The following is a 13,239-nucleotide window of genomic DNA, read 5'->3' as shown; positions in this document are numbered from 1 at the left end:
ATAATTTTAATTAGTCATGATATGAGACAAAATATTACATTCGGTGCTGTAGAAAATTTTGCGCATAATAATTAACATAATGTATTCTCACTCATTATTTAAGAGCCTGTTCCAAAATGATTTAAGTTATTTCAATGAGTTATGCGCTTGCTATCCTAATGCTACCATTTTCACGCGTGTTAAACCTATTGAACTCCGGGTTGATGGCGATTCTGGGCTACATTTTAAGCCTTTGAATTCATTTCAAACATTATGAGTCAGGCTCTAATGAGTAAAGACAACTGATATCAGTCCGACTAAAAGAAGCTGAAAGAGAAATAAAGGCCACCTATATAGGCAGTACGAAGAAAGCGAAACTATCAACAATTGTCGGCCGACACATTCCTCATGCTATCAAACCACAAGAAGGCATGTTTTTCGGCAGCGGATAGTTATAACTGTTCACTTTCGATGTTGCGTAGCCTGCACCAATGAGAGCTTCGGCCATTTTGACTGCTGCTGTAACACCATCAATGATGGGTAAACCAGTCACCTCTTTGAGGCGCTCACATAATGAGGACATGCCAGCGCAGCCCAGTACAATCGCCTCCGCCCCATCTTCGGCCTTCGCTCGCTCAATTTCCGCAATCAGAAGCTGCTCAGCACGAAAACGATCGTCTTCTAAAGCCAAAACTGGCAAATCAATTGCCCGGACTTTACGACAATAGCGCTCAGCTCCATAATTACTGACAAGCTCCTCAATAATAGCAACCGAACGCGGAAGTGTGGTAACAATCGAAAAGCGGCGGCTGATTGTCATGGCCACCTGGATCGCCGCCTGACAAATACCTATTACAGGTCCTTTTGCCACTTCGCGAGCTGCGTGCAAGCCAGGATCATCGAAGCAAGCAATAACATAGGCGTCGACGCCTTGCATTTCGCCTTTGCGAATTTCTGCAAGCATTCCGGGCATAGCCATCGCCTCATCCGCAGAGCCCTCAATGCTTGCTGGCGTCTCAAGGGGATTTGTCGCTGTAATGTGGGTTTGAGCCTGCTTCACAATCAACGCGCTTTCCATAGCCTGATTTGTCATGGAAGCGGTGGAGTTTGGATTGATCAGATGAATATGCATAATTAAAGCCTCTGATATATAACCTACTGATTACGCTTGCTAAAATCGCCAATAGGCGGGGCTTTCAACTCAAACTGACGGTCTGATGTCACGTAATTATCTGCGTGCAGACGTGCAATGGGCTGGTAGTATTCAGGGTCAACATAGTGCCCCGCAGCATCGAGGCAGTTGCGCCGGACATGCATATGCACGACCTCCCCCAAAACAAGCGTGCGTCGCGGATAATCGATGAGCCGCTCAACACGGCATTCAAAAACACAGGGCGCTTCCTGCGGAAAGGCTGCATTGATTTTAGTACAGGCTTGAGCGGTCAGACCAGCGACAGAAAGCTCATCAACTTCCGCGTCAAAACCAAGACCACAGATCAACATTTGCTCAGATAAGGCCATATCGACCATGCTGATAGCAAACTCTCCTGATTGACGGATGTTGACCATAGTATCCTTCTCTTCCCCCGATAGACGTGGCTGGATTCCCAAAACAACAATCGCCGGATCGTGCGAGAAGACGTTAAAGAAACTCATGGGTGCCGCATTGTTGTTTCCTGTGGCTGAACGCGTTGTCACCAGCGCAATAGGACGCGGCCCGATGAAATTGGTCAGCAGGCGATAGCGGCTTTGCGGATCAATGGTCTCAAAGTCAAATTCCATAAGTTGCCCAAACTGTAAAAAATGATCAACAAATCTATGATTTATTGTATACAATAAATCAAGTAATTAAATCCATGAGTTGACTTTTTCTCGCACATGACGATTGTCGAATTGAACATGGAGTAGTCTTTATGAAAGCACCAACGGCCTTATCAATCGAACAGATCGTCGAGAAAGTCTGGCTATCGATTGCCGAAAGGCGATTACGGCCCGGAATCCAGCTTAAAGAAGAACAACTCTCCACCATCTTCAACGTCAGCCGCGCGCGCATCCGCCAGGCCCTGACCATTCTTGAGCGTGATGGGCTCGTTAGCATGATCCCTAATCGCGGTGCTTTTGTGAGCAAGCCGACAGTGCAGGAGGCGCGCGATGTTTTCTCGGTTCGGCAAGCCGTAGAGCGCTGTATCGTCGAACGGCTCTGCAACTCTTTGCACAAAGAAAATGTGAAACGTCTCCGCGACCATGTCAACTTGGAGAGGATTGCCAATAAGGACAATGTTACAACTGACATCATCAAACTTTCGGGCGGCTTCCATCTTCTGCTGGCCGAACTGACAGGGTCAGATTTTCTATTTACCACCATGCGTGACCTTATTTCTCGCAGCTCGCTGATCACAGCCATTTATCGCAAAACCGATCATTTCAACTGCGGTCCAGATGAGCATGCAGAAATCGTAAAAGCGATTTCTGCAAAAGAAGCAGAAAAGGCGATTCATCTGATGGCACATCATCTTGAGCATGTGGAATCCGAACTTGATCTGAGCGAAATACGTGAACTTTCTTATGATTTGCGTTCGGCTCTAGCCTAAGCTCCGGGCGCGCAACGAACTCTGATCATCTGCTTTCGCCACCAGAGCACGTTTCAATTCCTTGACCAGTCTGCACTTTGAAATTCGTATTAACGCGCATCGTCGTCAAAAGCCGTTTCACAGTTTTCACGATCAACTTTAGTCAACCTTCATCTCCACCAGATGGCAGGCCACCCGCGTACGGTTGGGGAGAAGTTGCATAACCGGGGCTTCCTTGGAGCAACGTTCGATAGCAAGCGGGCAACGCGGATGAAAAGTGCAACCTGAAGGTGGCTTCAATGGACTAGGTACCTCCCCACTTGCAGGCTCACGATTGCGGTTCGGCTCTTCGATATTAGGGATAGTTTGCAATAAAAGTTGGGTATATGGATGTCGCGGATCAGCAAATAGTTCTTCTGTATCGCCTTCTTCAACAATGCGCCCCAGATACATGACCGCAATCCGGTCAGACATATGGCGGACCACACTCATATCATGGCTGATAAAGAGGTATGTAAGACCCAATTCATCCTGAAGGCGACGCATCAGATTGAGAACCTGCGCCTGAACAGAAACATCAAGTGCAGATGTTGGCTCGTCACAAACAAGGAACTCCGGTTCGCTTGCCAATGCACGGGCGATCGAAATACGCTGGCGCTGACCGCCTGAGAATTCATGCGGAAATTTCTCGCCGTCCGAAGCAGAAAGACCGACAATTTGCAGGAGTTCCTCAACTCGGACAGTAATCTCGGCCGCTGTGTCGCGTAGCTTGAGTTCGCGTAGCGGCTCCGCGATAATGTTCTTTACCCGCCAGCGCGGATTGAGTGACGCATAGGGGTCTTGAAAAATCATCTGTGCCGATAGAGGTGCACCACTTTTGCCCGCTGCAAAGCGCATACCGCCACTGGTGGCAGGATAAAGACCGGTGACAAGACGGGCGACAGTGGATTTTCCGCAACCACTTTCCCCAACAATGCTTAAACAACCACCAGAAGGAACGGAGAAACTGATGTCATTGACGGCTTTTAAATACTGTTTGGGTTTGCGCTCAACCAGTCTGTTGAGCCAGGGTGCCGATACATCAAATGTTTTAACGAGCCGTTCAACGGTCAAAGCCGGAGTTCTACTTAAATAGTTTGTCATGCGGTGCCTCCTGCATTGAGCCAGCATGCACTGGCTGTCGCCCCCGAAAACACGAGTTCTGGTCTCTCGCGCCGACAGCGAGAGCCACTTTTGCTGCAACGCGGGTTAAATGCACAACCGTCAGGAATGGAGTCCAGACGGGGCATAGAGCCATCGATCTGATTAAGCTTGTCGACCCGCGCACCCAGTGAAGGGATCGACGACATCAGCCCCTGTGTATAGGGATGAGATGGCTGATGGAGCACCTGCTCCACCGGTCCGACCTCAATGAGACGCCCCGCATACATAACCGCAATCCGATCTGCCGCCTCGGCAATGACACCCATGTCGTGCGTAACCAACATGACTGCCGTTTGTTTTTCTTTGCAAAGTTTTCGTAGCAGCGAAATGATCTGTGCCTGAATTGAAACATCAAGCGCAGTTGTTGGCTCATCAGCAATCACCAGTTTAGGAGATGCAGCAAGCGCGAGAGCTATCACTACACGCTGACGCATCCCACCGGAGAACTGATGAGGATACTGATCAACCCGCTCTTCAGGCGATGGAATACCCACGTCACGCAGCAATTGAACAGCACGGGCACGCGCCTCTGCCCGGCCCAGACCGAGATGCTGCCGGATGGTTTCAATTAACTGAGACCCCACTGTGAAAAGTGGGTTGAGGGAAGTCAACGGATCCTGAAATATCGCACCGATTTCCCGGCCACGGACTTTTTCCATGGCGCGATCATCAAGAGTATCAATACGCTGTTTGCCAAGCCATACTTCTCCGCCGGCAATATGACCGGGCCGTTCGAGAAGCCCTTGAATCGCCAGTCCTGTCATAGACTTGCCGGCTCCCGACTCGCCTACGACACCAAGAACTTCTCCCGGACGTATCGACAAGGATACATCCGACAACGCTGTAACTGTACCGTGACGACCGGGAAAATTAACACGTAGATTGCGAACATCAACGACGGGTTCCTGCATCTCAACCATGTGTTTTTTCCTCTCTTGGCGCTACAACAGGATAGCTTGGTGGGAATATTTGGCTGACCGGAGGATTATTCCAACTCCTCTCAGGATATTTCGCAATCAGGCTGTCAAACTGGGTCTGTGCCTGCTCTCGTGCTTTTTCCATGTCAAAGCCCGCCAACTGCCGATCAATCATTGAAACACGGCCATCCACAAAGACAGCTTGGGTTATCTTTCCAGATCCACCGACAACAATCGTTGTGATAGGATCAATCGACGGAGCCATAAAGGTGTCATCCAAACGGAAAACAGCAATGTCGGCCCGCGCTCCGGGTGATAAATGACCAATATCTGCGCGGCCCAAAGCCTTCGCACCACCAAGCGTCGCTGCGTCAAACAGATCAGCAGTACGCAGACGATCAGGTGCATTGTCAGCCACCCGTCCGGTAATAAGTCCAGCCAGCAAATTCATCAGCATATCGGGCGGAGTCGTATCCGTACCCATGGCGACATTAATCCCACGCATACGACAGTCGGAGAACGACTTCAGAATTGAACCGCCACGACCTGAAACCAGCGGACAATGCACGATTGACACAGCGTTTTGCGCATAAAGATCGAGATCTTCATCGGTGGCGTTGGTAGCATGTGGAGCAATTAGCCGCTCGCTCAGTAACCCATGGCTGGCGAGCCAAACCGGTGCAGTAGAACCATGCAACATGCGCACGGTATCGACTTCCATGGCTCCTTGAGCCATATGAAGTCGAAACTTACAGCCGAGATCACGTGCAGCCGCATCTGTACGTTTGATAAGAGCGAGCGTCGAAGTCTCCACCCGATCGGGAGCGAGCATGCCACGCACAAGATCACCATGACGACCGTTTTGACGCTCAATATACGCAATTGCATTGCTGAGCCCCTGAAAACCGCGTTCTTCATCGAAAACAGGAACAATTTTGCCCGGCTGCTCAAGAACCATACCACCTGAGCGATATGCGGGGCTTAGATAAACACGCAGGCCCAAATCGCCGGCGGCGTCTGAGGCAGCATCAAACTCTGCAACCGTTTCTCCCCACTCGCGATAAAACAACGAAGCAATCGGAGCAGCAGTTGTGATACCGTTCAATAAAAGCTGGCCGAAAGCAAACCGCTTTTGAAAGCCCAATTGACCTTCATCATACATCTCGTAGGGTCCGGCATCGACATAGGAGCGCGGCCAAACACGACCTTTCGCCCAGCCGGGATGATGGTCAATTCCAAGAATAGTCGTATCGAGATCTGAAAGAGCGTCGAGATCAATCAAGCCGGGACTGATAAGTGCGTTACCAAAGTCTATTCGGCGTGCGACTTCTCCGGGAAACTGGTGCCCGACGAAGAGGATCTGACCACCCTCAAAAACCACTTCACCATCTTTGAGCAGGCGATGGCCACCGTCTTTATGCCCGACCACCCAACGCGCCGTGATAAGAGTGCGGCCAGACGGCCGCGCACCCAACACAAGAGAATTCAGAACAGCATTCTTCATGGCATTTCAACCACAGATACGCCTTGGCGGGCTGTAATACGGCCGCCTTTTACGACCAGCGGGCGCGGCGCTACATCGACCACCGCATGCGCCAGCGTTTCGCCGGTCAAAAGGGTAAAATCAGCATCACAACCGATATCAAGACCGTAATTTTCAAGCGCCATGACATCTGCTCCACCCTGAGACACGATATAAAGGACGTGCTCCAGTTCATGATCGGAACGAACGCCATTTTTCATGCCGATGATCTTGGCACGGTCAAGCATATCAGGCTGCCCCCATGGACCCCACGTATCGCGAATGCCGTCACAACCGCCGCCGATACGCACACCGGCTTCTTTCAAGCGTCTGATTGATGGGACCGTCGCGGAAGGTGCGCCAGTGGTTAGAATTGCAACATCCAGAATTGCCAGCTGTTCGATAAGTTGGTCAACCCGTAGATAGTCATTCATCCCAAGCGCAAATGCATGACTGATTGCGACCTTGCCTTCCATGCCATTTGCACGGATTCGCTCAAAGATAAGCTCCATTGTGAAGGCGCCAAGATCACCCGTCTCGTGCAGATGAATGTCGATCGGCACACCATGTTTTGTTGCAAGTGAGAATAGAGTGTCCAGTTGGCCTTTTGGGTCGCGATCGATGCCACATGGGTCAATCCCGCCCAGAACTTCGCAACCCTGACGCAATGCTTCATCAAGCAAATCATGAGTGCCCGGCATGACCATCAAGCCGGACTGGGGAAAAGCGACAACCTCAATGTCGATGATGCCTTTGAGCTTTTCGCGTGTTTCCCAGATACCTTCAACAAGTGTCAAACCGTGGATCGGGTCAATGTCGACATGACTACGGATATGGGTACCGCCATGGGCCGAAAGACCAATAGCATGGCGCATCGACTGACGATGGGGGTCTATCCCGATTTCCAGCCTGTGCTCGCGTTCGAAATCGATACGCTCCCGTAAAATTGCAGCACGGTTATTAACGTGCCACGGCATGCCCCAGGTTGTCTTGTCGAGATGCGTGTGAGCATCAATCAATCCCGGGATCAGGATAGAATTATTCCCGTCTTCAACAGCCACACCAGGCTCTGCCGAAAACTGTCCGAAACCCGCAATTTTTCCATCTTTGATTAAAACGTCGCAGTTTTCGCCTGCCATAGGACGGATGTTGCGAAGCAAAAGATTGTTCATTTAACTTACCTCAATTTCGGATTAAGCGCATCGCGCAGCCAATCGCCGAGCATATTGACGGCCACGACAAGCAGGCAGAGCTGGATGACGGGGAAAACCACAATCCACCATGAACCGGAAAACAGGAACTGATTGCCGATACGGATCAGGGTTCCCAGCGACGGCTGGCTCGGCGGCATGCCTATTCCAAGGAATGAAAGGGTCGCTTCGGTCAGGATCGCCATACCGAAATTAAGCGTTGCCGCGACCATAATGGGTGTCAGTGTGTTGGGCAGGATGTGCTTTGTCATGATCCGACGCGACGGCACTCCTATCAGCCGTGCCGCAGACACATAATCCTTACCCGCCTCTACAATCACCTGCGCTCGAACAGTACGGGCATATTGCACCCATGCTGAAAGTGAGATTGCCAGGATCAGCACTGCTGACGCGCCAATCTCACGAAGGCTCACTGGCAACATCTGTCGCACAACCGTTGAAACGAGAATGGCCACGAGAATGGTTGGTATTGAAAGGGTCACGTCACCGAAACGCATCAGCAGATTGTCGATAAAGCCACCGAAATAGCCGGAGACCAATCCAGCAGTCAGACCGATCAGCAGGGAAAGCAACACCGAAGCGATACCGATGACGATAGAAATTCTGGTGCCGTAAAGAATGGCCGAAAGCATGTCACGGCCTTGCGTGTCGGTGCCCAGTAGGAACGGCCATTCACCTCCCTCTTCCCATAGTGGAGGCAGCTCTGCTTTCCACATGTCGAGTGCCGCACCATCATAGGGATTTTGTGGTGCGATCAAAGGTGCGAACAATGCGCTCAAGATCAGAACGGCAAGCAGGGCTGCGCTTATCATCGCCGTCTTGCTGTGTGTGAAGGACCACCACAGATCACTTTTACGAACTCGCTGAACAAGCGAAAGACGCGTGACGGGGGTGGCTTGTGAGGATGGGGTGCTCATTAAGACAGACTCCCGTTGATCAGCGAGCCGTGCGCAATCGAGGATCGATTACCGCATAGGCAACGTCCACCAGAGTGTTCAGCACGACAAAAATGAAGGAAATGATGCAAAGATAAGCCGCCATCACGGGAATATCGAGAAACGTGACAGCCTGAATGAACAACATACCCATCCCCGGCCACTGGAAAACCGTTTCCGTGATCAGTGCGAAAGCAATCAGCGAACCGATATTCATCGCCGTCAAGGTCACGACAGGCATAAGACAATTACGCAATGCATGCCTGAAATAAATGCGCCATCTCGGAATACCCCGTGCGCGCGCGAACTTGATGTAGTCGGATCGCAGAACTTCCAGCATTTCAGCACGTACCAGACGCATCACGAGCGTAACCTGATAAAGCGAAAGAGCTATAGCCGGGAGGATAATTGCAGCTCTTCCCGACGGAGTGAGAAGGCCAGTGGACCAACCGCCAATATAAACAACTTCGCCGCGTCCGAAGGCGGGAAACCAGCCAATTGATACAGAGAAAACAAGGATAAGCAGAATACCGACCACGAAACTGGGTAGCGATACGCCAACGATGGAAAGAAACTGGAGACTCTCCGTGTACCATTTTCCGCGTTTGATGGCGGTGAGCACACCCAAAGGCAATCCAACTAAGAGTGAAATGATCGTCGCAACGAAAACCAGCTCAAGCGTTGCGGGAAATCGCTCGCTTATCAGACCCAATACATCCTGACCATTTCGGTAGGAAATACCAAAATTCCCTTGCGCAGCATTCACAACAAAGCGCGAATATTGAACAAGCAGGCCATCATTGAGACCCAGCCGTTCGCGCAAATTATCGCGGTCGGCCTGTGTCATTTGTTCATTGGCCATCATCTCGACTGGATCGCCCGCAAGGCGGAAAATCAGAAAGGCAAGCAAAGCGACGGCCAACATCACCATGACAGCGTTTGCCAGGCGCTTAATGATAAAAACCAGCATGAAATTTCCTCGGTAACAACATGGTACGCCCGGGGACGCATCCCCGGGACAGCATCATCAGATTATTGGGCAAAACGCGTCAGCCAATGACGCGGCTTGTTGTCAGGCAACTGCACGATCTTGTCGATATTCTTCGACATAACCCAGGCCATAGGCTGTTGGTGCAGGGGTAACATCACTATTTCGTCTTTCGCCATCTCCAACGCTTTGGTCTGGAGTGCGACACGCTTAGGACGATCCATTTCAGTAGAAGCTTGTACAATGAGCTCGTCGATCTCTGGATAGCTCCATCCGCCCCAGTTGAAAACGCCAGCATTTGCAGTCTTTGTGGCAATCATCTGAAGCAGGATGGAATAGCTGTCCAGCATTGGCTCGGTCGCCCAACCAATGAGATAGACGTCCGCTTTGCCGCCGGTACGTTTCGGCGCTTGCGCAGCCGTTGGAGCAATATCGAGTTGTGGTTTGAAACCGCCACGGCTCAACATATTCACCATACCCTGACAAAGCTCTTCCTCATTCACATAAGCATCTGTTGTGCATACCAGCGTGAATGGAAAGTCGACCGCGCCTGCTTCAGCCAAAAGCTTCTTGGAGAGCTCCGGGTCATATGCCAAAGTTGTATCCAGTTCCGCAGTGTATCCGGGAATTTCCGGAGCAACGACCGCGCCTGCGGTGCGTGACTTTCCGCGCATGATACGCTTCTGGATCAGATCCCGATCAAGAGCATGAGCAAAGGCCTGTCTCACGCGCAGATCGTTAAACTTATTCTGAGAACCGTCAGCAAGTTCCGGCTTACGATTAAAGCCCATCATCACTGTGCGAAGATCAGTACGCTCAAGAACATTCAAATCTGGCTGCGCTTGCAACCGCGGTAAATCTTGCGAAGGCGCATTTTCCGTGAAGTTGATTTCACCCGATAGCAACGCTGCCACTCGCGTTGCAGCAGAGGTGATAGGTGTGAATTCTATACGGTCGATATTGGATTGGGATTCATCCCACCAATCCGCATTTTTCACAAGAATGGTTTTTGAATCCGGGACACGGCTCTCAAGCTTGAATGGCCCGGTTCCATTGGTGTTATAGGTAGCGTAACCCTCAATTTTTGCCCCAACATCAGTGGGCTTCTCTGAATTATTTTTCTTGAGCCAACCCTCATCAAAAATATGAATATTTGTGAGATCGTTGAGAAGGAGCGGATAAGGGCCGCTGAGTTCAATGTCGACGGTGTAATCATCAACCTTGCTGGAGGACTTGTAGGCAGGCAAGTTTCCTCGCAACGGCGAAACCGGATCGCTTACCCGCTTGAGCGACGCCAGAACATCATCAGCCGTAAATTCGGCACCGTCATGGAATTTCACACCTTTTCGCAAATGAAAACGCCACGTCGTATCCGAAATATTTTCCCATGATTGTGCGAGTGCAGGCTCGATCTTTAAATCCGCATCGTAGCGAACCAGCCCCTCATAAACATGATTGAGGAAAGACAGCGTGTAACTATCGCCATACGAATAGGGGTCGAGTGAATAAATGTCTCGTGCAGCCCCCCATTTGAGTGTTTCCGCATGGCCCGACAAAGTCAGACTCACCAGCATAGTGGCCGCAAGGCCCAATTTCTTTAACATTGATTGCTCCGCTTCTGGAAATTTTGTCCCCTTTTTGGGGATCTTTTCTTCAAGCACCATCATACCCAAGACGAGTACGAAAATGTCATTTCTTCGTGCTAAACACGAAGTATGCTGAATGTGATTTCCTCCCTGCATCAGGGGCCTGAGCCTTTGCGGCTTCTTCATTGGCCATTGATAACAGTATCTATATTAGCAAAAAGTTGTCAACGAGATTGTAGACAATATTTGAATATTTTTCGCATCTAAAGTCGACGATAACAGTCAACATCACGATCAAACCAGCCTGAATTGTCAAAGGATTGTCAGGAGATTGTGACGGGCTGATTGGTTTCTTACCGTTTGAATGAGGTGCACAATGGATGGTCTCCAGCACATGAGAAATACCTATTTCTTGTCGTCATCAGCGCTGCATTTTAAAAAGCATGACTGTAATAAAATTGCCCTGAAGTTGACGAACCGCCCAACTCAATTTTCCTCAGGGCTTGTTTTGAGTATGAATGCAATAGAGCGTCCTTTACTGTTGGACGCTCTAACATTTACGGACAATAATGTTATTCGGCCATCATGGTGTGCCAATGACGCGGCTTGTTGTCGGCACGGAAGTCAACGCTTTTAACTTTTTCTAACATACCCCATGCAATCGGCTGTTGATGCAAAGGAATCAAAATCGCCTTATCCTTGGCGATCTTTAGAGCCTCCTCTTCCAGAGCCAGCCGTTTGGCGGTGTCCGGCTCATTTGCTGCCTTTTTGACCAGATCGTCGAGTTCCGGATAAGACCAGCCACCGTAGTTAGAAACACCGGTGGAGCCACTGCGCGTCGAAAGAACTTGTGACAGAAGCGAATAGGCATCCAGTGTCGGCTCGTTTGCCCAACTCAAATTGAACATGTCCGCCTTGCCGTTGGTGCGTTTAGGCTGCTGAACAGCCCTCGGCCCCATGTCTATTGTTGGTTCAAAACCCGAACGCTTAAGCATATTGGCTATACCCGAGCATATATCTTCTTCGTTGATACTTTCATCATTCATACACAGATAGGTAAATGCCAAACCTTTTTGGTCCGCATCTTCCAACAGTTTCTGTGCCTGCTTGGGATCGGCGGGCTGATACACATCGAGAGATTCAGCATAGCCGGCAATTTCGGGCGCTATGAGTGACCCTGTAGGACGTGCGAGCCCGCGCATGATTTTCTGGTTGATAAGATCACGATCAAGGCTCGCTTCCACAGCTTGCCGCACATGCTCATCGAGAAATGGATTGGGACGACCGTCCTCAAGCTTTTCCTTGCCATTGAAGGCAATGAAGACCGTACGGAGTTCTGTGCGCTTGTTCACGTTAATGCCCGGAGACGATTCTAATCGTGGCAAATCCTGAATTGGAGCAGAATCCACCAGATCGATTTCACCTGACAAAAGTGCAGCAACGCGTGTAGCCGCAGAAGAGATCGGTACATATTCGATACGGTCAAGATTATGTTTCTTTTCGTCCCACCACTGATCGTTGACCAGTAGAACAGTTTTGGAATCCGGGACACGGCTATCCAGCTTGAATGGGCCAGTGCCATTGGTGTTGTGCGTCGCAAAATTTTCAGTGTTTGAAGCTATGTCCGTTGGCTTTTCTGCATTGTTGTCTTTCAGCCAGTCTGCATCGAACATGAAGATATTGGTCATATCGTTCAGGAAAAGTGCGCTTGGCGAGGAGACCTCAATGTCGACCGTGTAATCATCGACCTTATCGACCCCGACATAAAGCGGGATATTGCCCCGCAGCGGCGAAGTCGGATCGGACACGCGGTTCATGGAAGCAACTACGTCATCTGCCGTAAATTCGGCGCCGTTATGGAATTTAACACCCTTGCGCAGGGTAAAACGCCATTTATTATTATCAATCAGCTTCCACTCAGTGGCAAGCGCTGGTTCAATCTCGAAATTTGGGCCGTATCGGATCAACCCTTCATAAATGTGGTTGAGAAACGCCAAGTTAGACGTTGATGGAACGGAATTCGGATCCAGCGAGTAAATGTCCGCCCGGCTCCCCCATCGCAACGTAGCCGCGTCAGCCGATGCTACCATTAGTGGCGCAGTAACGGCCACAGCGCTCAGTGCTGATAGAAGAAATTTATTAAGACGCGTCATGCTGTTCCCTTTGTGAATAACGACAGATCCGTTTATCCGAATTTTTTTGAACTATCTTAATTCACTGATATATTGTCAACGATATTGTTGGCAATTATTATGGAAAATATCGACACCGCGATTTTCGGGATCGGTAACTCACTTGATTCCAGACAAGAAACAAGGACGGTATTGC

11 protein-coding genes are annotated in these 13,239 nt (G+C 50.1%); 1 reads left to right on the top strand and 10 read right to left on the bottom strand.

Annotated features, from left to right (window positions below; translation table 11 throughout):
- Window positions 1-385: 385 nt before the first annotated feature.
- Complete coding sequence (locus tag RI570_RS19400; protein ID WP_313830422.1) at window positions 386-1,111, bottom strand: aspartate/glutamate racemase family protein; 726 nt, start codon at window positions 1,109-1,111, stop codon at window positions 386-388.
- A gap of 23 nt (window positions 1,112-1,134) precedes the next feature.
- The gene (locus RI570_RS19395; RefSeq protein WP_313830420.1) at window positions 1,135-1,761 is read right to left on the bottom strand and encodes a flavin reductase family protein; all 627 of its coding nucleotides are present in this window, start codon (window positions 1,759-1,761) and stop codon (window positions 1,135-1,137) included.
- Between the two features lie 131 nt (window positions 1,762-1,892).
- Here RI570_RS19395 and RI570_RS19390 point away from each other — a divergent pair, with 131 nt between their 5' ends.
- Window positions 1,893-2,570 carry a GntR family transcriptional regulator gene (locus RI570_RS19390; protein WP_313830418.1) on the top strand — a complete coding sequence of 226 codons (678 nt, stop codon included), beginning with the start codon at window positions 1,893-1,895 and terminating at the stop codon, window positions 2,568-2,570.
- Window positions 2,571-2,708: 138 nt separating this feature from the next.
- On the opposite strand, the gene RI570_RS19385 is transcribed toward RI570_RS19390, so the two are convergent.
- The 8 genes from RI570_RS19385 to RI570_RS19350 form a co-directional block, all read right to left on the bottom strand.
- Window positions 2,709-3,692, bottom strand: coding sequence for an ABC transporter ATP-binding protein (locus tag RI570_RS19385; RefSeq protein ID WP_313830416.1), 984 nt, complete (start codon window positions 3,690-3,692; stop codon window positions 2,709-2,711).
- Window positions 3,689-4,672 (bottom strand): ABC transporter ATP-binding protein, encoded by a 984-nt coding sequence (locus RI570_RS19380; protein ID WP_313830414.1) that lies wholly within the window; start codon window positions 4,670-4,672, stop codon window positions 3,689-3,691. The genes RI570_RS19385 and RI570_RS19380 overlap by 4 nt, the downstream gene beginning before the upstream one ends.
- Window positions 4,665-6,173, bottom strand: a complete 1,509-nt coding sequence (locus tag RI570_RS19375; protein WP_313830412.1) for an amidohydrolase family protein — start codon at window positions 6,171-6,173, stop codon at window positions 4,665-4,667. Before RI570_RS19375 ends, RI570_RS19380 begins: the two co-directional genes overlap by 8 nt.
- Entirely contained in the window at window positions 6,170-7,363 is a 1,194-nt protein-coding gene (locus RI570_RS19370) for an amidohydrolase family protein (protein WP_313830410.1), read from the bottom strand. The genes RI570_RS19375 and RI570_RS19370 overlap by 4 nt, the downstream gene beginning before the upstream one ends.
- Window positions 7,364-7,368: 5 nt before the next feature.
- Window positions 7,369-8,319 (bottom strand): ABC transporter permease, encoded by a 951-nt coding sequence (locus RI570_RS19365; protein ID WP_313830408.1) that lies wholly within the window; start codon window positions 8,317-8,319, stop codon window positions 7,369-7,371.
- Between the two features lie 19 nt (window positions 8,320-8,338).
- Window positions 8,339-9,307 carry an ABC transporter permease gene (locus RI570_RS19360; protein ID WP_313830407.1) on the bottom strand — a complete coding sequence of 323 codons (969 nt, stop codon included), beginning with the start codon at window positions 9,305-9,307 and terminating at the stop codon, window positions 8,339-8,341.
- A gap of 62 nt (window positions 9,308-9,369) precedes the next feature.
- Complete coding sequence (locus RI570_RS19355; RefSeq protein ID WP_313830405.1) at window positions 9,370-10,929, bottom strand: ABC transporter substrate-binding protein; 1,560 nt, start codon at window positions 10,927-10,929, stop codon at window positions 9,370-9,372.
- Window positions 10,930-11,483: 554 nt separating this feature from the next.
- Entirely contained in the window at window positions 11,484-13,064 is a 1,581-nt protein-coding gene (locus RI570_RS19350) for an ABC transporter substrate-binding protein (protein WP_313830404.1), read from the bottom strand.
- Between the last annotated feature and the right edge of the window lie 175 nt (window positions 13,065-13,239).

The sequence above is a fragment of the Brucella pseudogrignonensis genome, from assembly GCF_032190615.1.
GTDB classification, from domain to species: domain Bacteria; phylum Pseudomonadota; class Alphaproteobacteria; order Rhizobiales; family Rhizobiaceae; genus Brucella; species Brucella pseudogrignonensis_B.
This window is presented reverse-complemented; position numbering and strand designations above follow the sequence as displayed.